At 68.0% G+C, this 25,592-nt stretch carries 22 protein-coding genes; all 22 read left to right on the forward strand.

Annotated elements, in window-relative coordinates; translation table 11 throughout:
• Position 1 precedes the first annotated feature (1 nt).
• The 22 genes from ilvN to ACERLL_RS08200 all read left to right on the forward strand — a co-directional run bounded on the left by ilvN (position 2) and on the right by ACERLL_RS08200 (position 25,535).
• Positions 2–490, forward strand: coding sequence for an acetolactate synthase small subunit (gene ilvN, locus ACERLL_RS08095; RefSeq protein ID WP_373655572.1), 489 nt, complete (start codon positions 2–4; stop codon positions 488–490).
• 128 nt (positions 491–618) lie between these two features.
• Positions 619–1,635, forward strand: a complete 1,017-nt coding sequence (gene ilvC, locus ACERLL_RS08100; protein WP_373655573.1) for a ketol-acid reductoisomerase — start codon at positions 619–621, stop codon at positions 1,633–1,635.
• An 85-nt stretch (positions 1,636–1,720) separates the two neighbouring features.
• Entirely contained in the window at positions 1,721–2,488 is a 768-nt protein-coding gene (gene pssA, locus ACERLL_RS08105; RefSeq protein WP_373655574.1) for a CDP-diacylglycerol--serine O-phosphatidyltransferase, read from the forward strand.
• 345 nt (positions 2,489–2,833) lie between these two features.
• Complete coding sequence (locus ACERLL_RS08110) at positions 2,834–4,363, forward strand: 2-isopropylmalate synthase (RefSeq protein WP_373655575.1); 1,530 nt, start codon at positions 2,834–2,836, stop codon at positions 4,361–4,363.
• 50 nt (positions 4,364–4,413) lie between these two features.
• Complete coding sequence (leuC, locus tag ACERLL_RS08115; RefSeq protein WP_373655576.1) at positions 4,414–5,826, forward strand: 3-isopropylmalate dehydratase large subunit; 1,413 nt, start codon at positions 4,414–4,416, stop codon at positions 5,824–5,826.
• Between the two features lie 176 nt (positions 5,827–6,002).
• Positions 6,003–6,656: a 3-isopropylmalate dehydratase small subunit gene (gene leuD, locus ACERLL_RS08120; RefSeq protein ID WP_373655577.1), complete on the forward strand. Its 654-nt coding sequence runs from the start codon at positions 6,003–6,005 to the stop codon at positions 6,654–6,656.
• An 86-nt stretch (positions 6,657–6,742) separates the two neighbouring features.
• Complete coding sequence (leuB, locus tag ACERLL_RS08125) at positions 6,743–7,825, forward strand: 3-isopropylmalate dehydrogenase (protein WP_373655578.1); 1,083 nt, start codon at positions 6,743–6,745, stop codon at positions 7,823–7,825.
• Between the two features lie 188 nt (positions 7,826–8,013).
• The gene (asd, locus tag ACERLL_RS08130; RefSeq protein WP_373655579.1) at positions 8,014–9,126 is read left to right on the forward strand and encodes an aspartate-semialdehyde dehydrogenase; all 1,113 of its coding nucleotides are present in this window, start codon (positions 8,014–8,016) and stop codon (positions 9,124–9,126) included.
• Between the two features lie 529 nt (positions 9,127–9,655).
• The gene (locus ACERLL_RS08135; RefSeq protein WP_373655580.1) at positions 9,656–12,634 is read left to right on the forward strand and encodes a motility hub landmark protein FimV; all 2,979 of its coding nucleotides are present in this window, start codon (positions 9,656–9,658) and stop codon (positions 12,632–12,634) included.
• 136 nt (positions 12,635–12,770) lie between these two features.
• Positions 12,771–13,514: an energy-coupling factor transporter transmembrane component T family protein gene (locus tag ACERLL_RS08140; protein ID WP_373655581.1), complete on the forward strand. Its 744-nt coding sequence runs from the start codon at positions 12,771–12,773 to the stop codon at positions 13,512–13,514.
• 25 nt (positions 13,515–13,539) lie between these two features.
• Positions 13,540–14,343 (forward strand): tRNA pseudouridine(38-40) synthase TruA, encoded by an 804-nt coding sequence (gene truA, locus ACERLL_RS08145; RefSeq protein WP_373655582.1) that lies wholly within the window; start codon positions 13,540–13,542, stop codon positions 14,341–14,343.
• A 63-nt stretch (positions 14,344–14,406) separates the two neighbouring features.
• On the forward strand, positions 14,407–15,033 hold the full coding sequence (locus tag ACERLL_RS08150; protein ID WP_373655583.1) for a phosphoribosylanthranilate isomerase: 627 nt from the start codon (positions 14,407–14,409) through the stop codon (positions 15,031–15,033).
• Complete coding sequence (trpB, locus tag ACERLL_RS08155) at positions 15,017–16,216, forward strand: tryptophan synthase subunit beta (protein WP_373655584.1); 1,200 nt, start codon at positions 15,017–15,019, stop codon at positions 16,214–16,216. The genes ACERLL_RS08150 and trpB overlap by 17 nt, the downstream gene beginning before the upstream one ends.
• Complete coding sequence (trpA, locus tag ACERLL_RS08160; protein ID WP_373655585.1) at positions 16,213–17,040, forward strand: tryptophan synthase subunit alpha; 828 nt, start codon at positions 16,213–16,215, stop codon at positions 17,038–17,040. The genes trpB and trpA overlap by 4 nt, the downstream gene beginning before the upstream one ends.
• A gap of 116 nt (positions 17,041–17,156) precedes the next feature.
• Positions 17,157–18,020, forward strand: a complete 864-nt coding sequence (gene accD, locus ACERLL_RS08165; protein ID WP_373655586.1) for an acetyl-CoA carboxylase, carboxyltransferase subunit beta — start codon at positions 17,157–17,159, stop codon at positions 18,018–18,020.
• A gap of 19 nt (positions 18,021–18,039) precedes the next feature.
• Positions 18,040–19,350: a bifunctional folylpolyglutamate synthase/dihydrofolate synthase gene (locus tag ACERLL_RS08170; RefSeq protein ID WP_373655587.1), complete on the forward strand. Its 1,311-nt coding sequence runs from the start codon at positions 18,040–18,042 to the stop codon at positions 19,348–19,350.
• A complete protein-coding gene (locus ACERLL_RS08175) occupies positions 19,347–20,162 on the forward strand; it encodes an SPOR domain-containing protein (RefSeq protein ID WP_373655588.1) in 816 nt (271 codons plus the stop codon). The genes ACERLL_RS08170 and ACERLL_RS08175 overlap by 4 nt, the downstream gene beginning before the upstream one ends.
• Positions 20,163–20,220: 58 nt before the next feature.
• Positions 20,221–20,820 carry a CvpA family protein gene (locus ACERLL_RS08180; RefSeq protein WP_373655589.1) on the forward strand — a complete coding sequence of 200 codons (600 nt, stop codon included), beginning with the start codon at positions 20,221–20,223 and terminating at the stop codon, positions 20,818–20,820.
• Between the two features lie 4 nt (positions 20,821–20,824).
• Entirely contained in the window at positions 20,825–22,249 is a 1,425-nt protein-coding gene (gene purF / locus ACERLL_RS08185; protein ID WP_373655590.1) for an amidophosphoribosyltransferase, read from the forward strand.
• Positions 22,246–23,433, forward strand: a complete 1,188-nt coding sequence (locus ACERLL_RS08190; RefSeq protein WP_373655591.1) for an O-succinylhomoserine sulfhydrylase — start codon at positions 22,246–22,248, stop codon at positions 23,431–23,433. Before purF ends, ACERLL_RS08190 begins: the two co-directional genes overlap by 4 nt.
• A 134-nt stretch (positions 23,434–23,567) precedes the next feature.
• The gene (locus ACERLL_RS08195) at positions 23,568–24,869 is read left to right on the forward strand and encodes a glycerate kinase type-2 family protein (RefSeq protein WP_373655592.1); all 1,302 of its coding nucleotides are present in this window, start codon (positions 23,568–23,570) and stop codon (positions 24,867–24,869) included.
• 69 nt (positions 24,870–24,938) lie between these two features.
• Positions 24,939–25,535 (forward strand): hypothetical protein, encoded by a 597-nt coding sequence (locus ACERLL_RS08200; protein ID WP_373655593.1) that lies wholly within the window; start codon positions 24,939–24,941, stop codon positions 25,533–25,535.
• Positions 25,536–25,592: the final 57 nt, after the last annotated feature.

Here is a 25,592-nt window from a genome sequence, read left to right on the forward strand (position 1 = left end):
CATGCGACGCGTGATATCCGTTCTTCTAGAAAACGAAGCGGGGGCGCTCTCCCGGGTGGCGGGCCTGTTCTCCGCCCGGGGGTACAACATCGAGGGCCTGTCGGTGGCGCCCACCGACGAGGAGGAGGTCTCCCGGATGACCATCGTCACCTGGGGGGACGATCCCATCATCGAGCAGATCATCAAGCAGCTCCGCAAGCTGGTGGAGGTGATCAAGGTCACCGATCTCACCGAAGGGGCCCATGTGGAGCGGGAGATGGTGCTGCTCAAGGTGCAGGCCGAATCCGGCGAGGAGCGCGCCGAGGTGAAGCGCATCGCCGATATCTACCGCAGCCGCATCATCGACGTCACCGATTCCTCGTATACCCTTGAGGTGACCGGTGACGGCCAGAAGGTCCAATCGCTGCTGGAGCTGTTCGAGCCCGCCCAGGTGGTGGAGGTGGTGCGCACCGGCGCCATCGCTATCGGGCGGGGCGCCCGCGGCATGTAGCCCGTACACGCCGGGAGCCTGGACGGGGGTGCGGCATCGCACCCCCTTCGCGTTCCGGACGGGCAAATCACTGTTTTTTCATTTATAATCCGCCGAAACCGGCAGGTTCAGGAAAGGACGCACGCACCATGAAGGTTTATTACGATCAGGACGCCGACCTCTCCCTGATCCAGGGGAAAGAAGTGGCCATCATCGGCTACGGTTCCCAGGGCCACGCGCACGCCAACAACCTGAAGGATTCCGGGGTCTCCGTGACCGTCGGCCTGCGGGAAGGCTCGGGCTCCTGGGCCAAGGCGGAGAACGCCGGCCTGAAGGTGGCCTCCGTGGAGGATGCCGTGGCCAAGGCCGACGTGGTCATGGTGCTGGCTCCGGACGAGCACCAGAAGGCGCTCTATTACGGCCAGATCGAGCCCAACCTGAAGCAGGGCGCCGGCATCGCCTTCGCCCACGGCTTCAACATCAACTATGGCCAGGTCGTTCCGCGCGCCGACCTGGACGTCTTCATGGTGGCGCCCAAGGGCCCCGGCCATACCGTCCGGGCCACCTTCGAGCAGGGTAGCGGCGTGCCCAGCCTGATCGCCATCGAGCAGGACGCCACGGGCAACGCCCACGCTATCGCCCTATCCTACGCCCGCGCCAACGGGGGAACCCGGGCCGGTGTCATCGAGACCACCTTCCGCGAGGAGACCGAGACCGATCTGTTCGGCGAGCAGGCGGTGCTGTGCGGCGGCCTCTCGGCGCTGATCCAGTCCGGCTTCGAGACCCTCACCGAGGCCGGCTACGCCCCGGAGATGGCCTACTTCGAGTGCCTGCACGAGATGAAGCTCATCGTGGACCTGCTCTATGAGGGCGGCATCGCCAATATGCGCTACTCCATCTCCAACACCGCGGAGTACGGCGATTTCTCCCGCGGTCGGCGTCTCATCAACGAGGACGTCAAGGAGGAGATGCGCAAGGTCCTCGGCGAGATCCAGGACGGCAGCTTCGCCAAGGAGTACATTTTGGAGAACCAGGCCGGTACCCCGCGGCTTCAGTCGGCTCGCCGCCTCGCCCGCGAGCATCCCATCGAGGAAGTGGGCGAGCGCCTGCGCTCGGCCATGAGCTTCATGAGCGCCGGCAAGCTGGTGGACCGGGAAAAGAACTGAGCCGTCGCGCCGGACGGAGAAATGGATCCGGGCCCGTCCTGCCGTCGCGGCGGGGCGCGGCCCGGCTTTTTTGGGGAAGCGGATGATGCGGACCCGCGCCAACCCCCGCAAGGGGGTTTTCGTGCTGCCCAACCTGCTGACCACCGCGGCCATGTTCAGCGGCTTCTTCGCCCTGATCAAATCCGTGGAGGGGGACTACGCCCTGGCCTCGGTGGCGGTCCTGGTGGCACTGGTGTTCGACGGCCTGGACGGCCGGGTGGCCCGGCTGATCAACGCCGAAACGGACTTCGGCGCCGAGTACGACAGCATCTCGGACGTGATCGCCTTTGGCCTAGCGCCGGCGGTGCTGACCCATCAGTGGGCGCTCGGTCCCTTCGGTAACGTGGGCTGGCTCGGTGGCTTCCTGTTCACGGCCTGCGCCGGGCTGCGCCTCGCCCGATTCAACACCCAGAGTGCGGTGAAGGACAAGCGCTACTTCCAGGGACTGCCCGCCCCGGCCGCGGCCGCCACCCTGGTCACCTGGGTGCTGTTCGTGGAGGAGACCGGGCTGACCGGGGTCTGGGTGAACGTGGCGGCCCTGTTCGGTGTATATGCCCTGGCCCTGCTCATGGTCAGTAATATCCGGTTCCGCAGCTTCAAGGATGCCGATCTCCGGCATCGGGTGCCCTTCCCCGCGGCGGTGCTGATCGTGGGGGTCCTGATCCTGGTGGCCATCCATCCGCCGCTGGTGCTGTTCGGCTTCTTCTTCCTGTACGCTTTGGCCGGTCCGGTGGACACCATGCGCCAGCTCCGGCACAAGCGCCACCAGCGCCGGGAGCGTACCAAGGTTGACAGCCAGGGCCCGGAGCAATAGGTTCTATAACTGGTAAAACTTCATGCCCAGGGGATTTGCACCAATGGGAGTGTCAGCGATTCAAGGCGCCGCATCCTGTCGATTCCGGGCCGCCCCGGAAGGCGGCTTCGGCCCCGTACGTGCCGCTGTTGCCGCGATGCCCTTCCTGCGCCTATCCCTCCTGCCCCTGCGGCGGCTACGCCTCCTACGCGGCTAACCCGCACCCCCGTTTCCAAATCCGCGGAATCCGGCCGGGTGCGCCGTCCTCAGAACGAGGCGCACCGAGCAGGTCGTTGATTTCAGCCCGTTTCCCCAATTTGTCCGTAGCCTTCCGTCGAGGCCGGTTGGACGAGCGGAGACTGCCCCATGGCCGATCGAGTACTGATATTCGACACCACCCTGCGTGACGGGGAGCAAAGCCCCGGCGCTTCCATGAATCAGGACGAGAAAATGCAGATCGCCCGCGCCCTGGAGCGGCTGCGGGTGGATGTGATCGAGGCGGGCTTCCCGTCCGCCTCCAAGGGCGATTTCGCCTCCGTGAAGGCGATCGCCGACGAGATCCGCGGCTCCCAGATCTGCGGGCTGGCCCGGGCCCGGGAGGCGGACATCGATGGTGCCGGGGAGGCGCTGGCCGGTGCCGCCGACCCGCGCATTCACACCTTCATCGCCACCAGCGACATCCACCTGCGCGCCAAGCTCAAGATGAGCCGCGACGAGGTGCACGAAATGGCGGTGGCGGCGGTAAAGCGGGCCCGCAAATACACCGACAACGTCGAGTTCTCCGCCGAGGACGCCGGACGCACCGATTCCGATTTCCTGTGCCGGATCGTGGAGGCGGCCATCGACGCCGGAGCCACCACCATCAATATCCCGGACACCGTGGGCTACGCCATCCCCCACGAGTTCGGCGAGCGCATCCGGATGCTGCGCGAGCGGGTGCCCAATTCGGACCGGGCCACTTTCTCGGTGCACTGCCACAACGACCTGGGCCTGGCCGTGTCCAATTCGCTCGCGGCTGTGGAGAACGGTGCCCGCCAGGTGGAGTGCACGGTGAACGGCCTCGGCGAGCGCGCCGGCAACGCCGCCATGGAGGAGGTGGTCATGGCCCTGCGTACCCGCTCCGATCACTTCGGGGTGGACACGCGCATCGAGACCACCGAGATCGTGCCCACCAGTCGCCTGGTGGCCACCGTTTCCGGCTTCGCCGTACAGAACAACAAAGCCATCGTCGGCGCCAATGCCTTCGCTCACGAGTCGGGCATCCACCAGGACGGCGTGCTCAAGGAGCGCGAGACCTACGAGATCATCACCGCAGAGAGCGTGGGCTGGTCGCGCAACCGCATGGTCCTGGGCAAGCTCTCGGGCCGCAACGCCTTCCGTACCCGGCTCGAGGAGCTGGGCGTGCACCTGGACGGCGACCAGTTCGAGGCCACCTTCGAGCGCTTCAAGGCCCTGGCCGATCGCAAACGGGAGATCTTCGACGAGGACCTGCTGGCCCTGGTGAACGACGAAGTGACCCGGGTGGCCGAGCGCTTCAAGCTGGCCAGGCTCCATGTCTGCTCCGACACCGGGCAAACGCCGGAGGCGCAGCTCACCCTGGAAGTGGACGGCGCCGAGCAATCGGCCACCACCTCCGGCGATGGCCCGGTGGACGCGGCCTTCAAGGCCGTGGAGACCATCACCGACCTGGACGCCGAGCTCAAGCTCTACTCGGTGAACGCCATCACCGGCGGCACCGATGCCCAGGGCGAGGTGACCGTGCGCCTGGAGCGCGGCGGTCGCATCGTCAACGGTCAGGGCGCCGACACCGACATCGTCGCCGCCTCGGTGAAGGCCTATGTGCATGCCCTGAATAAGCTCATGGGCGAGCCGCCGGCCAAGCATCCGCAGCTTTGAGCGCGGATCCCTGTTTTTAAGTCTTTCTCTTTCAGAAATCGGAAACCGAAATGTCCGGAAAGACCCTCCTCGATAAGCTCTGGGACGCCCATGTGGTGGAAACCGACGAGAATGGCGTTTCCCTGCTCTATATCGACCGCCATCTGGTGCACGAGGTGACCAGCCCGCAGGCCTTCGAAGGCCTGCGGCTGGCCGGGCGCCAGGTGCGGCGCCCGGAGCTGACCTACGCCGTGCCTGACCACAACGTGCCCACCACCGACCGCTCGGAAGGCATCAGCGACCCGGTCTCGGCCAAGCAGGTGGCGGCCCTGGACCGCAACTGCGAAGAATTCGGCATTACCGAGTTCAAGATGGACGACCCGCGCCAGGGCATCGTCCACGTCATCGGGCCCGAGGAGGGCATCGTGCTACCCGGCATGACGGTGGTCTGCGGCGACAGCCACACCTCCACCCACGGCGCCTTCGGCTGCCTGGCCTTCGGTATCGGCACCTCGGAGGTGGAACATGTGCTGGCCACCCAGACCCTGCCGCAGCGCAAGCCCAAGTCCATGCGGGTGACCGTGGACGGGCCCTTGCCCACTGGGGTGACCGCCAAGGACGTGATCCTGGCCATCATCGGCAGGATCGGCACCGCGGGAGGCACCGGCTATGCCATCGAATTCGCCGGCCAGGCCATCCGCGATCTCTCCGTGGAGGGGCGGATGACCGTGTGCAACATGGCCATCGAGGCCGGCGCCCGCGCGGGCATGGTGGCGGTGGACGACAAAACCATCGACTATTTCCGCGGCCGCCCCTACGCCCCCGAGGGCGAAGCCTGGGACGCTGCTGAGGCCTACTGGCGGGGCATAGCCTCGGATGCCGATGCGGAATTCGATGCCGAGATTGTACTTGAGGCCGGGGCGCTCATCCCCGAGGTGACCTGGGGTACCTCGCCTGAGATGACGGTACCGGTGAGCGGGGAGGTTCCGGATCCGGCCCGGGAAAGCGATCCGGTGAAGCGCTCGGCCATGGAGAAGGCCCTGGAGTACATGGGCCTGCGGCCCAACACCCCCATGCGCGAGATCGCCCTGGACAAGGTGTTCATCGGCTCCTGCACAAACGCCCGCATCGAGGATCTGCGTGCCGCCGCGGCGGTGGTGCACGGCAAGCGCGTGGCCGAGGGTGTGGAGGCCATGGTGGTGCCCGGTTCCGGGCTGGTGAAGCAGCAGGCCGAGGAAGAGGGCCTGGACAAGGTATTCACCGCCGCCGGTTTCCAGTGGCGCGAGCCGGGCTGCTCCATGTGCCTGGCCATGAACGACGATCGCCTCGCTCCGGGCGAGCGCTGCGCCTCCACCTCCAACCGCAACTTCGAGGGCCGGCAGGGCCGCGGCGGGCGCACCCATCTGGTGAGCCCGGCCATGGCCGCCGCGGCAGCCATCGCGGGGCACTTCGAGGACGTGCGCGAGGTCACCGGCGAGAACTAAAGACCGCGGACCGCCAAGGATGCCAAGGAAAGCAGAAAACCAAACAACATGCCCAGATCGGAAAAGGGCATTGCGATAAGGTTGTTTTTTCTAGTGTCTTTTGCCGTTCTTGGCGCGCTTGGCGTACTCGGCGGTTAGTCCGTCTTCGCTGTTCTGATTCGTAAGGGAGTAGGGCCGTGGAACCGTTTACCCGTCACAAGGGTCTCGTGGCGCCGCTGGACCGCGCCAATGTGGACACCGACGCCATCATCCCCAAGCAGTTCCTGAAGTCCATCGAGCGAACCGGCTTCGGGGTGAACCTGTTCGACGAATGGCGCTACCTGGACGAGGGGGAGCCGGGCAAGGACAATAGCGCCCGCCCGGAGAACCCCGACTTCGTCCTCAACCAGTCCCGCTACCGTGGGGCCCAGGTGCTGCTGGCCCGGGAGAACTTCGGCTGCGGCAGCTCCCGGGAGCACGCCCCGTGGGCGCTGGCCGACTATGGCATCCGGGTGATCATCGCGCCGAGCTTTGCCGACATCTTCGCCAACAACTGCACCAAGAACGGCATCCTCACCATCACCCTGGACGAGGCCACCGTGGACCAGCTGTTCAAGGAGGTCGAGGAGCTGCCGGGCCATGAGCTGCATGTGGATCTGGACGCTCAGACCATTACGACACCCCATGACGAGCGGCTCTTCTTCGAGGTGGATGAGCACAAGAAGCATATGCTCTGGGAGGGTCTCGACGAGATCGGCTTGACGCTGGAGCGCGATGCCGCCATTGGCGGTTTCGAGTCGGAATATGGCCGGCGGGCGCCCTGGGTGTTCGGGGTGCCCGTGCAGGGCTGAGGTAGGTCGCGGTCCGGTGGAGCGCGCCATGGAGGCTCCGGCGACGTGGCGCGCCATTACCTCCAAGGCAGCAAGAAAGGAATCCCATGACGCATAAGCTCGCCGTTCTACCCGGTGACGGTATCGGCCCCGATATCGTCCGCGAGGCCTGCAAGGTCCTGGAGACCCTGCGCACCAATTTCGGCCTGGACATGGCCTGGGAAGAGGCGCCGGTGGGCGGCACCGCTTACGACCAGTCCGGCCACCCCCTGCCGGAGGCCACCCTTGAGCTGGCCAGGGGGGCGGACGCCGTGCTCCTCGGCGCGGTGGGCGGTCCGCGGTGGGAGGCCCTGGATTACAGCGTGCGTCCGGAACGGGCCCTGCTGGCCTTGCGCAAGGAGCTGGACCTGTTCGCCAATCTCCGGCCCGCCAAGGTCTTTCCCGAACTGGCGGGGGCCTCCGCGCTCAAGCCCGAGGTGGTGGCCGGCATCGATATCATGGTGGTGCGGGAGCTCACCGGCGGGATCTACTTCGGTGAGCCGCGCGGTGTGGAGGAGCTGCCCGACGGCCGGCGCAAGGGCGTGAACACCCTGGTATATGCCAGCGACGAGATCGAGCGCATCGCCCGGGTGGCCTTCGATATCGCCCGCAAGCGCTCCGGCCGCGTGTGCAGCATCGACAAGGCCAATGTGCTCGAGTCCACCGAGCTATGGCGCGAGGTGGTAACCGATGTGGGCACTCGGGAATTTCCCGATGTTGAGCTGTCTCACATGTACGTGGATAACGCGGCCATGCAGCTCGTCCGGGCACCCGGGCAGTTCGACGTCATGGTGACCACGAACATGTTCGGCGACATCCTTTCCGACGAGGCCAGCATGCTCACCGGCTCCATCGGTCTGCTGCCCAGCGCCTCCCTGAATACCGAAGGCGCCGGGATGTACGAGCCCATCCACGGCTCGGCACCGGATATCGCCGGCACCGGAAAGGCCAATCCCCTGGCCACCATCCTGTCGGTGGGCATGATGCTCCGTTACAGCCTGGACGAGAGCGAGCTGGCCGACCGGGTGGAGCGGGCCGTGGAGAAGGTCCTGGAGGACGGGCTGCGCACCCCGGATATCGCCGCCGAGGGCGAGCAGGCCATCGGCACCGCCGAGATGGGCGACGCGGTGGTGGCGGCCTTGCGCGGCTAGTGGTGGCCGCCGCGAGGCGCGGCAAGGCCTCCGGGCTCCAAGGGGCCCTGCCCTTCGGGCATCCCTTCAGTCGCCCTGCGACCTTGCCGCGCCTCGCGGCGGCTTGCGGTTTTTTCAGGGGCTCCCGGTGAGGGGGCGCCAGGTTGGACGCAACCCAAACAGGTACGGATGCAATGGCGGGAGGCAGTGTGAAGCGGATCGGATTCGTCGGCTGGCGGGGCATGGTGGGCTCCGTGCTCATGCAGCGCATGCGCGAGGAAGACGATTTCAAGGGGATCGAGCCGGTGTTCTTCTCCACCTCCCAGGCCGGCCAGCCGGGTCCCGACGTGGGCGTGAAGGTGCCGGCCCTGCAGGATGCCAATGACCTCGACGCCCTGCGGGAGATGGATGCTGTGGTCACCACCCAGGGCGGCGACTACACCGAGGCGGTATACGGGCCCCTGCGGGATTCCGGCTGGAAGGGCTACTGGATCGACGCGGCCTCCACCCTGCGTATGGCCGACGACAGCCTCATCATCCTCGACCCGGTGAATCGCGACCGCATCGACGCCGCCCTGGAGCAGGGCACCAAGACCTTCGTTGGTGGCAACTGCACGGTGAGCCTCATGCTCATGGCCCTGGGCGGGCTATTCCGCGAGGGTCTGGTGGAGTGGATGACCTCCATGACCTACCAGGCCGCTTCCGGCGCGGGTGCCCAGAACATGCGCGAGCTGGTGCGCCAGATGGGCACCCTCCGCGACGCGGCCGGCGCGCGCCTGGATGACCCTGCCAGCGGCATCCTGGAAATCGACCGTGCCATGACCGAGACAATGCGCGCCGGGGACTTCCCCGTGGAGAACTTCGGCGTGCCGCTGGCCGGCAGCCTCATCCCCTGGATCGACAAGCCCATGGAGAATGGCCAGAGCAAGGAGGAATGGAAGGGCTCCGAGGAAACCAACAAGATACTCGGACGCCGGAACGCCCCCATTCCTATCGATGGCACCTGCGTCCGGGTGGGGGCTATGCGCTCCCATGCCCAGGCCTTCACCATCAAGCTCACGCGCGACGTGCCGGTGGCGGAGGTGGAAAGCCTCCTCGGCTCCGCCAATGACTGGGTGCGGGTGGTGCCGAATGAGAAAGAGCCCAGCATGGAAAGCCTGAGCCCCGCGGCTGCCACCGGTACCCTGGAGGTGCCCGTTGGCCGGCTGCGCAAGATGCGCATGGGTGGCGAATACCTGAACGCCTTTTCCGTGGGGGACCAGCTCCTCTGGGGGGCCGCCGAGCCCGTTCGGCGCATGCTGGGTATCCTGGTGCCGAGCTAGCCCCCACGCACCGGCAGCCGTTATACCCGCCTATGGGCCTCCGGACTCCGGAGGCCTTTTTTGTTTCCGGAAGCTTCGGACCCGGCCGGGCTGGTATCGGGCATGTGCATGCCATTTACGGGCGTACCGGACCGATCCCGATGGAGTACCCAAAAAATCCAAGGCTTTCCGCCGAGTCCAAGGCGGGCGACTGTGTCCATTTGTGCACCGGGACAGGCCGAGAGCGAGGCCCTCCGGCCGGCCCCGCCATGCGGCAATGTCGGGGAAATATCGGCGGAAACGGGGCGATGGGCAAAAGCCTTTGACTGGCCGGGATAAATTCCGTTTGCCCCGCCGCACCGCGGAAGGAAGGGCACACCGGACGCGGGGACGGAGCGAAAATCATCCTCGACAAAGGTGGAAATCTTTGGTTTGTTCCTACCTGCTTTGAAAAAGGGGCTGCATAGTACACAATCCCACTCGCAGAGTTGCCGATCCGGGATGGTTTGCGGTAAAAAAGGCCCCGTCAGGCCCGAACAGGAGAGCCCACATGCCGAAATCCGCCCACCCAGGGCGCCTGCGCAACCCATCTCGGGCCCGTCCGACTTCGTCCGCCAAGGCCGGCTCGGCCGCCGTGGTATTCGGTGGATTCATGGCCGTGTCCCCGGCCACGATGGCCCTTGGACTGGGCGACCTTCAGGTCGAGTCCAAGCTGGGCAGCCCGCTGCACGCTGAGGCGCCGATTCACCTCAGCGGGGGGGAATCCGGTTCGCCCCTGGAAGCCACCCTGGCCGCTCCGGCGGACTACGAGATGGTGGGGAAATCCCCTTCGCCCGTTGTAAACCAGATCCAGGTCCGCCTGGTGGGCGACGCCAGTCCCCGCATTGTCATTTCCAGCTCCCGGCCGGTGACCGACCCCCTGTTCGAGGTGATGATCCGGGTGGGGGACGGGGACAACCAGGTCCTCAAGATGTACACCGTGGCCCTGGATCCCGCCAAGGCGACCCCGCCGCCCTCTGCCGCCAATAGCCGGTCCGCGGAGGCGGAGCCCTCCCGAGCCCGGCAGGCGCAGGACCGGCGCACAAACAGTGCAACCTCCGGTGGCGGCTCCGTGCCGCGCAAGGTCGGCCCGGCGGTGGAGCGCCCCAAGGTAGCCGTCACGGAGGGCTGGTCCAAGCGGAACCGGTACGGCCCCGTCCGCGAAGGGGACACGCTCGCCACCATTGTCCAACGCGTCCGACGGGATCCCTCGGTACCCGAGGAATCCGCTGTGGTGGCCGTCTGGAAGGAAAATCCGGAAGCCTTCATCGACAACAACATGAATCTGCTCCGCCGGGGGGCGGTACTGGAAATGCCGGAAGAGCAGCGGATCCGGCGGATTCCGGTTGCCGAGGCGCAGAAGACCATTCTGGAACAGCGCCGGGAATGGACGGCTCGCGGGCGCCCGCAGGTGAAGACCAATCCCGGCCATGAACGCTACCGCCTCAAGGTGGCCCTGGACCAGTCCGAAAAGGGGAAGCAGGCCGAGGACGGGCCGGAAACCGCCGAACAGCAGGGTGAGTCCGGGGCGCGGACGGCGGCTGCCGCCTCGGATAAGGCCGATGCGGGAAACCCGGTTTCGGGCGCCTCCGGGGAAAAGCCCGACCTGAAGGAGGCCGCCGCGGCGGCCGGCCAAGCCATTGCCGAAGGGAAGGGAGAGGAGCCTTCCGGCTTGAAGGTGGCGAAGGAGGTCCAGGCCAGCCTGGAGAGCATGCGCGAGACCCTGGACGCGCGGCGGAGCACCATGAAGGCCACGGTCCAGTCCCTGGAGAATCGGATCACCTCCCTCAATGACCAGGTGGACCAGCAGAAGAGCCTGATCGCCAAGCAGAGCGAGGCCATGTCCCGGATCGCCACCGGGAGCAACAACGGATCCGGGGGCATGCCGGGCCGGGATCGCTACGTACTCTGGATGCTCGCGGGTATTAATCTGCTCATGCTGCTGGCCATTCTCGCCCTCTGGCGCAGGATCCGGGGCACTGAAACGACTCCGGCGCCGGCCGGGGGCGGCGGGGAGACGCCGCAGCCCGCCGCCGATACCGCGGAGCTGGATCCCTTGAGCGAGGCCAATGCCCAGGTGGCGTCCGGCGAGCTCAAGCAGGCCCGCTCCACCCTCTGGGAGGCGCTGGCGGTGGACCCTCGAAATTGGGCGCTCTATGGAAGGTTGCTGGACCTGTACGAGCAGGAAGGGGACGCGGACCAGTTCGAGGAGGTCGCGCGCCGCCTCTTCGCCCAGCTCGGCGGCGAGCACCGGGAATGGCAGGAGGAGGTTCGCGGCCGGGGTCGCCAGCTCAAACCGGAGAGCACCCTGTTCGCCGCTTTGGGGGATCAGCCCGGGGACGGGTCGGATGTGCCCACCTTCGATATGGATGACTTCGACCTGGGCGTGACGGAAGAGACGGACCCCGAGGAGGCCGCAGCGGATCCGGGACGGGAAGCAGCGGAGCAGGACGAGGGTGAGGGTGCCTTCGACTTCGACCTGGAAGCCGATTCAGGGGCTGCCGGAGCGGCGGAGGCGGACGCCCCGGAGGGAGTCGCTGCTCTGGAAGAGGACACTACGGGATCCGCTCCGGAATCGGAGGAGGACCTGACCTTCTCCCTCGACGAGGAAAGTACCGAACCGACTGCAGAAGAAGCGGAAGCGGATGATGAACCGGCGGCCTCCACGGCGGAGGAGGACGATGATCTGGAGCTCGATCTGAGCCTGGATGCCGAGGCGACGGGCGACAGCGGGGAAACGACGCCCGAAATGCCCGCCCCGAACGGAGAGTCGGAAAAGGATTCCCCGGAGTCCTTCCCGGATGAATCGTCCGAAGGGGGACAGTTCTCCGCCGACGAGCCCGAAGGGGACCTGGAATTCGATCTCAGCCTTTCGGATACCGAGGAGCCGGAAGCCGGGACCGGAGAATCGGAGTCGGAAAGCGACGCCATCGCCTCTGAGAATGACTTCAGCATGGCGGAAGGGCTGGAATGGCCCGGTACTGAAGAAGAGGAGCCTTCCACGCCGGAGACGCCGGATACCCCCGGGCCGGAGGAAGCCGAAGACGGGGGCGAGCTGGACCTGGAGCTGCCCGAGCCAGAGGGGGAGACCGGCTACGAGCTCTTCACGGAATCGGAAGGGCCGGAAGATTCCTCCGGGACCGGGGAACCCCGGAGCGCTTTCGGGGACGAAGCCGGCACGGCGGAGGAGGACGATGGAGAGCTGGATCTCAGTCTTTCCGAGGAAGATCTGGATCTCGGCGGTTCCGATACTTGGGGTGAGAACGATTCCTGGACGGAGCTGGATACCGACCCGGAAGATGCCGCTTCGGAGGGGCTCGGGGGCAACGGCCAGGACGAGGACGAGTTCGAGATCAAGCTGGATCTTGCGCAGGCCTGGATCGACATGGGCGACCAGGAATCCGCCAAGGGGCTTCTGCAGGAGGTGGAGGCCCGCGGCGGGAGCGGCCAGCAGGAGCGGGCCCGGAAGCTGCTCGCGACCCTGGCTTGAATCGCCGGCTCGCGGACTTGCGGCGCCCCGCTTCGGCGGGGCGCCAACTTTTTTGCGGAACCGCGGCTCCGGCACAGTATTCGGAGATGCGTTCCCTCCGTGTCCGGCCCGTTTCATAACCTGATTGGATCTCGAAGTGGAGCGTGCCCAGCCCGCGGTGGCCCGGCATCACGCCGGGGCCAAGGTGCTCGCCGTACTGCTGTTGGCCTCGGGGCTGACCCTGGGGGAGCGGATCGCGGGTATGGCCGCGACCGTCCTCCCCGCGGCGCTCGCCCTCGGGCGCTCGCCCGGGGCGCTGGAGGCCTGTCTGCGGCTGTTACGGCGTCTGCGGCTGGTTTTCCTGTTCATCCTGGTGCTCCATGGCTGGTTCACGCCCGGCGCTCCGCTTCTGCCCGAGCTGGGGGCTCTGTCCCCGGTCCGAGCCGGCCTGATCGAGGGAGCCAGACTATTGGGGGTGGTGGCGCTGATGGCGGCTCTGGTGGCCGCCCTGGTACGAACGACCCCCATTGCCGAGCTGGCCGGTGGCGTGTCCTGGGTGCTGCGGCCACTGGGGTGGCTCGGTGTTCCCGTGGAGCGTTTCGGGCGGCTGTTGGCCTGGACGGTGGATCGGGTGGAGCCGGTTCGCCGCGAGACGGCCGCGGTGCGCGACGCCCTGCGCCTGCGCCGCCGGGGCGGGCGGGGGGTGGCGGGCAAGCTGCGCCAGGAGATTATCGCCGCCCGCATGGTGCTGCGCCGCGCCCGCGAGGCCGCCGACCGCAATGCCGAAGCGCTGTACTTGCGGCAGGCCGGAGGGATTCGAATGCCCGGCCCGCTACGGGGCCGGGATGGGCTGCTGCTAGCGGCGGCGGGTGCCTGGAGCGTGATGCTGGCCGGGTCCTGACGGTGCTCCGGAGCGAGAGGTAGACATGGCCGGGCGAATGGCCCTCTTGTTGGAATTCGACGGCTCCAGGTTTCACGGCTGGCAGCGGCAGACCAACGCCATGAGCGTCCAGGAGGCCCTGGAGACCGCCCTTTCCCGGGTGGCCGACGCCCCCGTCCGGGCGGTGGCGGCGGGCCGAACCGACGCGGGGGTCCATGGTCTGGGCATGGTGGTGCATTTCGACCCGCCGGTGGAGCGGCCCGCCGAGGCCTGGATCCGGGGCGTCAATGCGCACCTGCCGCAAGGGGCCGCCGTGGTGGAGGCCGTGCCCGTGGCCGCTGGATTCGATGCGCGGCGCAAGGCCAGGGCGCGGACCTACCTCTACCGACTGCTCGCCCGTCCGGGGCGGCCGGGACTCGAGCAGGGCCGTGTGACCTGGGTGCGCGGCCCCCTGGACGCGGAGGCCATGGCCGAGGGGGGAAGGTGGCTGCAGGGCCGCCGGGATTTCTCCGCCTTCCGGGCGGCGGGATGCCAGGCGGCGCACCCCGTGCGCGAGGTCCAGCGCCTCGCCGTTCGCGCCTTGGGCGAGGAGATTCAGGTGGCAGTGCGTGCCGACGCATTCCTGTACAATATGGTGCGGATTATGGTCGGATCGCTGGTGGAAGTGGGCCTGGGCAGGCAAAATCCGGCCTGGATCGGGGAAGTGCTGACCAGTGGCGATCGTGAGCGAGCCGGGCCCACCGCCCGTCCCGAGGGGCTGTATTTCGCCGCCGTGCACTATCCCCCCGAATGGGGCGCGCCCGCGCCGCCGACCCGCGGGCCGGGCGGTTTCGATCCGGCGGGCTTCTAGCCAGGGGGAACTCCGCGGCGCGAACTGCCACTGGATCGCCAACGGCACGACTTGGGGAAGGGCTTGGGCCGAACGCGCGTGAAAATCTGCGGGATCACCCGGCCCGAGGACGGCCGCATGGCCGCGGCGGCGGGGGCCGATGCCGTCGGCCTGGTGTTCCACCCCGATAGCCCCCGGGCGGTGACGCCGGAGCGGGCGGCGGAGATACGGGCCGCCCTGCCGCCCTTTGTTACCGCCGTGGGCCTGTTCGTGGATCCCGACCGGCAGCAGGTGGCGCAGACCCTGGCGGCGTGCCCCCTGGACCTGCTGCAGTTCCACGGCGGGGAATCCCCCGGGCTATGCGGCGCCTTCGACCGGCCCTATATCAAGGCGGTACGCGTGGGGCCCGATACGGACCTCGGGGAGGCCGCGCAGCGTTACGGGGCGGACCGGCTCCTCCTCGACGCCTACGTGCCGGGACAGGCCGGGGGAACGGGGCGAACCTTCCGCTGGTCCCTGATCCCGGCCGAGCTGGCCTCGCGGGTGGTGCTGGCCGGGGGGCTGGATGCGGACAACGTGGGCGAAGCCGTGCGTGCGGTGGGGCCCTATGCCGTGGATGCAAGCAGCGGGGTCGAAGAGCGTCCGGGCGTCAAATCGGCGGTCCGGGTGGCGGCTTTCATACAAGGAGTCCGGGATGCGGACCGAGGATAATCTGCCGGACGGCAACGGCCATTACGGTATCTACGGTGGGCGCTACGTCTCCGAGACGCTGATGGCGCCCATCCTCGAGCTGGAGCGGGCCTATGGGGAGCTGCGCGAGGACCCCGCCTTCCAGGCCGAGCTGGCGGACGAGCTTCGCGACTATGTGGGGCGGCCCACGCCGATCTACGAGGCCAAGCGGCTCGGCGCCGAGGCCGGCGGGGCGCGGATCTTCCTCAAGCGGGAGGACCTGACCCACACCGGGGCCCACAAGATCAACAACACCATCGGTCAGGGCCTGCTCGCCCGGCACATGGGCAAGCGGCGCATCATCGCCGAAACGGGTGCGGGCCAGCACGGCGTGGCCACCGCCACCGTGGCCGCCCGCCTCGGCCTGGAGTGCGTGATCTATATGGGCGCCGAGGACATGCGCCGCCAGGCCATGAACGTATATCGCATGCGGCTGCTGGGGGCTGAGGTCCGCTCCGTGGAGGCCGGTTCGCGCACCCTCAAGGACGCCATGAACGAGGCTATGCGCGACTGGGTCACCAATGTTGCCGACACCTTCTACGTCATCGGGACCGTGGCCGGCCCGCATCCCTACCCCATGCTGGTGCGGGATTTCCAGGCGGTGATCGGGCGCGAGGCCCGGGCGCAGATCGGCGAGAAGCTGGGTCGGCTCCCGGACGCCCTGGTGGCCTGCGTGGGCGGGGGCAGCAACGCCATGGGCTTGTTCTATCCGTTCCTGGCGGACGAGGAGGTGGCCATGGTGGGCGTGGAGGCGGGTGGCTACGGCGTGGCTACCGGCCACCACGCCGCGCCCCTGACCGGGGGCGTGCCCGGTATCCTGCACGGTTCGCGCAGTTACCTGATGCAGGACGACCACGGCCAGATCCTGCCCACGCACTCCATCTCCGCCGGTCTGGACTATCCCGGGGTGGGGCCCGAGCACAGTCACCTCAAGGATCTCGGCCGGGTGGCCTACGAGACCGTGGACGACGAGGAGGCCCTGGCGGCTTTCAAGCAGCTCACGGCCACCGAGGGCATCCTCCCCGCACTGGAATCCTCCCACGCGGTGGCCGCCGCCATGCGCCTGGCGCGCACCATGCGCGCCGACCAGGCCGTCCTGGTCAACCTCTCCGGGCGCGGCGACAAGGACATTCACACGGTGGCGGAAACGGAAGGATCGTCGTGAACCGCATCGAGACCACTTTCGACCGGCTCCGCCGGGAAGGGCGCAAGGGGCTGATCACCTTTCTGACCGCGGGGGATCCGCATCCGGACCAGACGGTGCCGCTGCTGCACGGCCTGGTGGAAGCCGGGGTGGACGTGCTCGAGCTCGGCATACCCTTCACCGATCCGCTCGCCGACGGTCCCGTGATCCAGCGGGCCTCGGAACGGGCGCTGGCCCACGATGTTACCCTCGACGACGTTCTAGAGATGGTGCGGCGCTTCCGGGCCGAGGATCCCGATACCCCGGTGGTGCTCATGGGCTACGCCAATCCCGTGGAGCGCATGGGACCGGCGCGGTTCGCGGAGCGCGCCGCCGCGGCGGGTGTGGACGGTCTGCTAACTGTGGACATGCCCCCGGAGGAGGCCGGCGAATGGTACGGGCCCCTGCCGGAGGCGGGCGTGGCGCCGATCATGCTGGTGGCGCCCACCACTTCCGAGGAGCGGCTGGACGAGACCCTGGAGCAGGCGCGGGGATTCGTCTACTACGTCTCCATGACCGGCGTGACCGGTGGCGGAGGCCTCGACGTGGCCTCCGTCGGCGAGCACGTGGCACCCATCCGGGCCCGCACGGATCTCCCCGTGGCCGTGGGCTTCGGGGTGCGGGATGCCGATTCCGCCGCTGCGGTTGCCGGCGCTGCCGATGCCGTCGTGGTGGGCAGCGCCCTGATCCGGACCGTGGAAGCGCATGTGGGGGGCTCGGACCCCGGGGCCCTGCGAGCGGCGCTTGCGGAGCAGGTGGCCGATCTGCGCCAGGGGGTGGACCGCCAGGCCGTGCCGCCGAGCTGAATGAGCGCGGAGGTGTTCCGGCATTCCGCCGGCGAGACGCGCACGAATACAAGAACCAACCGCCGGCGTCTGCGGGGCGACCGGCAGGTGCCGCAAAGGGGAAGGACGGGCAGAACATGAGCTGGTTTCAGAAGATCATGCCTCCCAAGATCAAGGAGAAGCAGAACAAGGGAGGAACCACCCCCGAGGGTCTGTGGGACAAATGCCCCAGCTGTCAGGCGATTCTCTATCGCAAGGATCTGGAGCGCGGCTTCCAGGTATGCCCGAAATGCGACCATCACCATCGCCTCGGCGCCCGGCAGCGGCTCGATTTCTTCCTCGATCCCGAGGGTCGGGAGGAGATCGGCGGCGGGCTGAATTCCAACGACCCCCTGCGCTTCCGGGATTCCAAGAAGTACCGGGACCGGGTGGTGCTGGCCCAGAAGAAGACGGGCGAGCGGGACGCCCTGGTGGCCATGCGCGGCTACGTCAAAGGGCAAGGGGTGGTAGCCTCGGCCTTCGACTTCAACTTCATGGGCGGCTCCATGGGCTCCGTGGTGGGGGAGCGCTTCGTACGGGCCGTGGATCGCTCCGTCAACGACCGGGTGCCGCTGGTGAATTTCTCTGCTTCCGGCGGGGCGCGCATGCAGGAGGGGCTCTACTCGCTCATGCAGATGAGCAAGACCTCCGCCGCCTTGGCCAAGCTGGACGATGCCGGTCTGCCGTTTGTCTCTGTGCTCACGGATCCCACCATGGGCGGAGTCTCCGCGAGTCTCGCCATGCTCGGCGACGTGATCGTGGCGGAGCCCAAGGCCCTGATCGGGTTCGCCGGCCCGCGGGTGATCCAGCAGACCGTGCAGGAAACCCTGCCCGAGGGCTTCCAGGAGGCGGAATTCCTGCAGGAGCACGGCGCCGTGGACTGCATCGTGGACAGACGGGATATGCGCGAGTCCATCGCCGACATACTGGCAACCCTCAACCACCTGCCCGCGACCGGTTGAGGCTGGAGGCGCGCAAGCGGTGACGGAATCGCCGGAGCTCAGAGCCTGGCTGGAGCGGGTGGAAGCCCGACATCCGGGTGACATCGCACTCGGATTGGACCGGGTCGGCACCGTTGCCGCCCGTATGGGTCTGCGCCAGGCGCCCATGCCGATAGTGCTGGTGGGCGGCACCAACGGCAAGGGCTCGGTGGTGAGCCTCCTGGAATCGGCGCTGATCGCTTCCGGCCATCGGGTCGGCGCCTATACCTCCCCGCATCTGTTCCGCTTCAATGAGCGGATCCGGAAGAACGGCCTCCCCGTTTCCGATGAGGGCCTCCTGCCCGGCTTCGCCGAGGTGGAGGAGGCGCGCGGTGATACCCCGCTGACCTATTTCGAGTTCACCACCCTGGTGGCCATGGCCACCTTCCGTGAAGAGGTGGATATCGCCGTGCTGGAGGTGGGTCTCGGGGGGCGGTTGGATGCCGTGAATATCTGGGACCCGCTGCTGAGCGTGGTGACCTCGGTGGACCTGGACCACCAGGCCTTTCTCGGAGAGGACCGGGAGGCCATCGGGGCCGAGAAGGCCGGGATCTTCCGCCCGGAGACGCCGGCCCTCTGCGGTGATCCCCAGCCGCCCGAGAGCCTGTTCCGGGCTCCCAACGGCGGTCTGTGGGTGCAGGATCGGGATTTCCGTGGCACCGCTGCCGAGGACGGCTGGTGGTCCTGGTCCGGGTGCGGGCAGACTCTGGGGCCGCTCCCGCAGCCGCGCTTGGCGGGTGACTACCAGATCCGCAACGCGGCCACCGCCATCGCCGCCGGCCTTCTCCTCCCGGAGCCGTTCCGCCTCCGGGAGGAGCACTGGCGCGTGGCTCTGGCCCGGGTGGCCCTGCCGGGGCGCGGGCAGTGCCTTCCGGGAGCGGTCCCCATATGGCTGGACGTGGCCCACAATCCCGCCGCCGCCCGGGAGTTTGCCGCCCTGCTGAGCGCGTCTCCCCCCGAGGGACGGACGCTGGCCGTGTATGGCAGCATGCAGGACAAGGATGTCGGAGCGGTTGCGGCCGCCATGGCCGGTGTCGTCGACCGGTGGTACCCTTGCGGTGTGCCCGTTCCGCGCGGCATGAGCGGGGCCGAGCTGGCCGAGACCCTGCCGGTGTCCGGGCCCAGCAGGCAGGGGCCGTTCCCCGAGCCCGCGGACGCCCTCGACGCGGCCCGCCAGGACGCCCGCCCGGAACGGGATCGAATCGTGATCTTCGGTAGCTTCCTCATGGTGGCTGCCGCCCTGGAGGCCCTGGATGTCACGTCCGTCCATGAAGAGCGAGAGCCGCATCTGGAAGAGGGGTCGCTGAGATGAGCGACGGGGAAGCGAGCGGCTCCGGTGGCGGCCACAAACCGGCCCGCTTCTACAAATTCGTCGGTGCCCTGGTGGTTCTGCTTGTGGTGGGTGTGGTAGTCCTGCCGCTCTGGTTCGGCGGAGAGGAAACGGACCGCTCCCGGGTGGTGGAGATTCAGCCCGAATCCCTGCAGTCCCGCACCCAACGGGAATCGGACAGCTCGTTCGGCGCCTCCGGCGAGGACGGCGGTTTTTCGCCGGATCAAGCGACAGACAAGGGCGTCGGAGGACAGGAGAAGTGGTGGCGCTCCGCTGACGCGGAGGACGATTCCGGCTCGAGTCCGGATATCCAAGAAGCCTCCACGGAGCAGGAAACCTCCGACGCCTCCTCCGCTTCCGAGCCGGAGCCGTCCGCCGCCGGAAAAGCAGACCCGGGCGCCGGTGCAACGGAGGCCGGGTCCGATCCGGATACCGGCTCCGGGAGCAAGGTGGCCGAAGACGAGGCCGAAACCGAATCTGCCCCCACTCCGGAGCCCGCCGGCGAGGAACAGGCCGACGCGCCCGCCGCGGAGGAGGTCGCCAAGGCGGAGCCCGAGCGGCCTTTCTGGACGGTCATGGTGGGCTCCTTCCGGGATCCGGCCAATGCCGGAAGCCTTCGGGACCGCCTGCGGGAAAACGGGTTCGAGGCCGCGATCGTGACGGCCACGGTAAAAGGCGAGGAGTGGAACCGGGTTGTCGTGGGTGACGGCAAATCCCGCGAGGCCGTTCAGTCCCTGGTCTCCTCCCTGGAGCAGGCGGGCTTCGGCGATCTCCTGGTCCTGAGGCTGGATTAGGCCGCGATCGGGTCGCCGGCCCCGCTTCCATGAAACGCCGAGAAAGGAACCCGCTCCCGTGACGCTCCTCGACGTGATCTGGCTGCTGATAATCGGCGTTTCCGCGGTGATCAGCGTCTGGCGGGGATTCGTGCGGGAGGTGTTCTCGCTGGCGGCGTGGGTGCTGGCGGTGGTGGTGGCCGCCCGGCTCGGCTCCCCGCTGGCAAACGCCCTGGACGGTACCATTGCGGATCCGCAGGTACGTGCCGTTACCGCCTTCCTGCTGTTATTCTTCGTCACCCTGTTACTGGCCTCCCTGGTGGGCATTTTCGCCTACCGTATGGTCCATTCCGCGGGGCTCAAGGCCACCGATCGAAGCCTGGGATTATTTTTCGGCGTGCTCCGGGGAATCGTTATCGTCGGTGTTGTGGTCCTAGTGGTACGAGGGACCCCCGTACGGGATTTTCCGGTGTATGGAGAATCGGCCCTGCGCCCCGGATTCGATCCCGTGGCCAATTTCCTGCATCGCCTGCTTCCGGAGGAGTACGGCGCTTATTTCAACGCGGGTATGCTGCCCCTCGATCAGATCAAGGAACAGGCCGAGGAGATGGGGAAAGACGCCCTGGACCGGGAAGGCCTGGAGCGCATAATCCAGAACAGCTTGGACAGCGACGAGTGATTTCATGAATCATGCGGTGACCATCGACAATGACGCCTTCCAGCACGAGTGCGGCGTCTGCGGGGTATTCGGCCACGAAGAGGCGGCCAACCTCACCTATCTGGGCCTCTACGCCCTCCAGCACCGGGGCCAGGAGGCGGCGGGCGTCACTTCCTGCGACGGTACGCTCTTCCATACCCATCGGGGCATGGGCCGGGTGGCGGACGTCTTCGGTCCCGACGATATATCCCGGCTCAAGGGCCGCCACGCCATCGGCCACGTGCGTTATTCCACCTCCGGCGCCTCCGTGGAGCGCAACGCCCAGCCGCTGGTTATTGATTATCAGCACGGTGGTCTGGGCATGGCCCACAACGGCAACCTGGTGAACGCCAACCAGCTCCGCGAGGACTTGGAGCGTCAGGGCTCCATCTTCCAGACGGAGATGGACACGGAGGTCATCATCCATCTCGTGGCCCGGGCGCAGGGCGCCAGCGTGGAGGAACGGCTGGCCAACGCCCTCCGGGAGGTGCGGGGAGCGTATACCCTGGTGGCCCTGACCGAGTCGCGCATGGTGGGCGCCCGCGATCCGCTCGGATTCCGGCCCCTGGTGCTGGGAGAGATCGACGGCGCCTACGTGCTCGCCTCGGAGACCTGCGCCCTGGACCTGATCGGTGCCGACCTGGTCCGGGACGTCGAGCCCGGCGAGATGGTGGTGATCACCCCGGAGGGCGTCCGCTCCCACTTTCCCTTCGAGCCTCAGGCCCGGCGGATGTGCGTCTTCGAGTACATGTACTTCGCGCGTCCGGACAGCACCCTCGACGGCATCAACGTATACAATGCCCGCAAGGCCATCGGCCGGGAGCTCGCCCGCGAGCATCCGGTGGAGGCGGACGTGGTGGTGCCCGTCCCCGATTCCGGGGTGGCGGCCGCCATGGGGTATGCCGAGGAGTCGGGGCTGCCCATGGAGCTCGGCCTGATCCGTAACCACTACGTGGGCCGTACCTTCATCGAGCCCAAGCAGGCCATCCGCCACTTCGGCGTGAAGGTGAAGCTCAATGCCGTGCGCGAGATCCTCAAGGGCAAGCGGGTGATCCTGGTGGACGACTCCATCGTTCGCGGTACCACCAGTGCCAAGATCGTCGGCATGGTGAAGGCCGCCGGGGCGGAGGAGGTGCATATGCGCATCAGCGCCCCGCCCACCATCGGCCCCTGCCATTACGGCATCGATACGCCGGACCGCGAGCAGCTCATCGCCGCCAACTATACCCAGGAGGAGATTCGCGCCAGCCTGGGCTGCGAGACCCTGGCCTACCTGAGCCTGGAGGGCCTCTACCGCGGCATGGGTGGCCGGGAGCCGGGCTACTGCGATGCCTGCTTCTCCGACAATTACCCCGTTGCACCCGAGGAGAAGACGCCGCAGATGAGCCTGCTGCGCGAGGAGACGGGATGAGCGAGGACCCCAGCTTCGAGACCCGCGCCATCCGCGAGGGCATTCACCGCACCGGGGAGAAGGAGCACAGCGAGGCCCTGTTCCCCACCTCCAGCTTCGTCTTCGATACGGCCGAGGAGGCTGCGGCCCGATTCGCCGGCGAGAGCCCCGGCAACATCTACTCGCGGTTCACCAATCCGACGGTGCGCGCCTTCGAGGAGCGGTTGGCGAGCCTGGAGGGCGGTGAGCGGGGTGTCGCCTTCGCCTCGGGCATGGGCGCCATCACCGCGACGCTTCTCGGTCTCCTCAACGCCGGCGAGCACGTGGTGGCCTCCAACAGCCTGTTCGGCTCCACCACGGGGCTGCTCAACAACATCTTCTCCCGCTTCGGCGTGGCCACCACTTTCGTCGACCCCGCCGACGGTCAGGCCTGGTCGGACGCGGCCACCGACGCCACCAAGCTGTTTTTCCTGGAGACCCCCTCCAATCCCGGCATGGCCGTGGCCAATATCGCCGATCTGGCGGAGCGGGCCCATCGCGCCGGGGCTTGGCTGGTGGTGGACAACTGCTTCTGCACCCCCGCCCTGCAGCGTCCCCTGGAGCTGGGCGCGGACCTGGTGGTCCATTCCGCCACCAAGTATCTGGACGGCCAAGGACGCTGTGTGGGCGGCGCCGTGGTGGGGCCGGAGGCGCTGGCCGGGGAAAAAATCTTCCCCATCCTGCGCTCCGCCGGCATCACCATGAGCCCCTTCAACGCCTGGGTCTTCCTCAAGGGGCTGGAAACCCTTTCCCTGCGTATGGAGCGCCACTGCGACAACGCCGAGGAAGTGGCCGCTTACCTTGCCGAGCGCCTGGGCGCCGAGCGCGTCCGCTACCCCGGCCTGTCCAACCATCCCGGCCATGCGCTGGCCAAACGGCAGCAGAGCCGCTTCGGGGGGCTGCTGGCCTTCGAGCTGCCCGCCGGCCGCGAGGACGCCTTCCGCTTCGTGAATGCCCTGAAGATCCCCTCCATCACCGCCAACCTCGGCGATACCAAGACCACGGTCACCCACCCCGCGAGCACCACCCATTCCCGGGTTTCCGAGGCGGAACGGCAGGCCGGCGGCGTTACCGAGGGCCTGGTGCGGATCTCCGTGGGTCTCGAGAGCGCCGAGGATCTGAAGGCCGATCTGGAGCAGGCGCTGGTGACCGCCGGCCTGGTCTGAGCGGATAGCGTCGCCTCGGACCCGCTACGCCCTCCGGGCGCGGAAGCGCCAGCACATATTCCCGACCGACCGAAATCCCGGGCCCTGTCCAGGGGCCCACCTCCCCCGATCACCGCCGATGCGGAGGAGCTTCCATGGAACGGCAGGAGCGATTGAAGACGGACGCCGAGGCGGCCTTCCGGAGCGCCTTGGAGGCGGCGGAGCCCGACCGTCTCGTGGCCGGATGGCTGCGGGACCACCCCGGGGCGGTTTCGCCGGCTGGACGGACCCTGGTAATTGCCGTGGGCAAAGGTGCGTGTTCGATGGTTTCCGGGGCCATGGAGGTGCTGCCGGTGCGCCCGGAAGAGGTGCTGGTGGTGACCAAGGACGGCCACGGGGCGGCCTGTCCGGCGGGCGTGACCGTCCTGGAATCCGGCCACCCCCGGCCCGACGCGCGGTCGCTGGACGCCGGCGCCGCCATTCTGGACCGCGTCGAGGCGCTGGGGCCCCGGGATGGGCTCCTGTTGCTGGTATCCGGAGGCGCCTCCGCCCTGGCCGATGTCCTGCCCCCCGGCCTCGATCCCGAGGACTGGTTCCGCGCCAATGCCGCCCTGGTGGGAGCGGGCCTGCCCATCCAGGCCATCAATGCCGTGCGCAAGCACTGCTCCCTGCTTAAGGGTGGTCAGCTGGCCCGGGCCGCCGCCCCGGCCGAGGTGACGGCCCTGCTGCTGTCCGACGTGGTAGGGGACGATCCGGCGGTTATCGGCTCTGGCCCCGCGGCACCCGATCCCACCACCTACGCCGACGGCCTGGCGTTTCTCCCCGAGATGCCGGATTTCCCCCCCTCCCTGCGAATGCACCTGGAGGCCGGACGGGCCGGCACCCATGCCGAGACCCCGAAGTCCGGCGAGCTAGGCAACAGCCGCAACGTGGTGGTCGGTAACAACCGAAGCGCTTTGGAGGCCGCCGCGGATGCGCTCCGACGGCGCGGCTACGAGCCCTTGATACTCACCAGCCGCCTCCAGGGAGAGGCGCGGCAGGCTGCCCGGGCGCTGGCCTCGGTGGCCCTGGAGGCGGCGGATTCCGGCACCCCCCTGGCGGCCCCGGCCGCCCTGCTTTGGGGCGGGGAGACCACGGTGACCCTCGGAGCGGATCCGGGGGAGGGCGGGCGCAGCCAGGAAATGGCCCTGGCCATGGCCGGGGATTTCGACGGCATACCCGGCGTCGGCGCTCTGTGCGCGGGTACCGACGGCACGGACGGGCCCACGGAGGCGGCCGGCGGCTGGGTGGACGGCGCCACCCGGGAGCGCGCGGCGCAAGCGGGACGTTCGATAGGAGAGGCCCTGGATGGGCACAACAGCGGCGCGGTTCTGGAGCTTCTGAACGACCGCCTGGTCACCGGACCCACCGGAACCAACGTAATGGACCTGAACATTCTCCTGGTCGCCCAGGGATAACGCTGGACACCCACGGACAGTCCGGCAGACTACGGGCCATAGAGTCTCTTGGTGCCGAAAGGAGGAAACATGGCCTGTGCAGGGCGCTGGATGCTTGGTCTGATGGTGGCGGGACTATTGGCCGGGTGCGGGGGTGGCCCCCGTTATGTGGCGCAGCCGGCTCCCGACAATCTGCCCGCCGAGTGGCGGGACCTCGTCGCGGAGGCCAACGGCGAGAACTGGCTCGTCCTCGGCTTCGGGAAGGCGGAAGAGGAAGAAGGTGCGGGTCCGTTGGCCGGGCGCAGCCGGGCGGAGAGCAAGGCGCGGGCGGATCTGGCGCGGCGCGTGAAGTCCCGCATCGGCCACCTGCGCGCGGAGCTGGGACCCGGGCTGACCGAGGGCGAGGATGCCAGCCTGGACAAGGCGGACCTGGAGGCGATCCTCAAACGCGGCGGGGACATTGCCGTCAACCAGTCCCGCATTATCCGCCGGGATCGGAGTCCCGAGGGCGTCTGGCAGGCCCTGGCGCGTACCGGGCTGGCGAAGGGCCTGCGCGAAGCGGCCCGCAATCGGCAGCTTCCAGGCCCCATGGTGGACCGGGTGATGCGGCAGGCCCGCGAGGCCCTGGGCTCCAGGGAGAAGGGCGCGAACGATGCGGACACGGGTACCGGAGAAGCGGCCGGCTGAGCCCGCCTTGCGCCTCCGGCATCGGGGCCCCGCTGGCGCCCAAGGCGGGGCCGCCGC

This window comes from Thiohalorhabdus sp. Cl-TMA (assembly GCF_041821045.1).
Taxonomy (GTDB): domain Bacteria; phylum Pseudomonadota; class Gammaproteobacteria; order Thiohalorhabdales; family Thiohalorhabdaceae; genus Thiohalorhabdus; species Thiohalorhabdus methylotropha.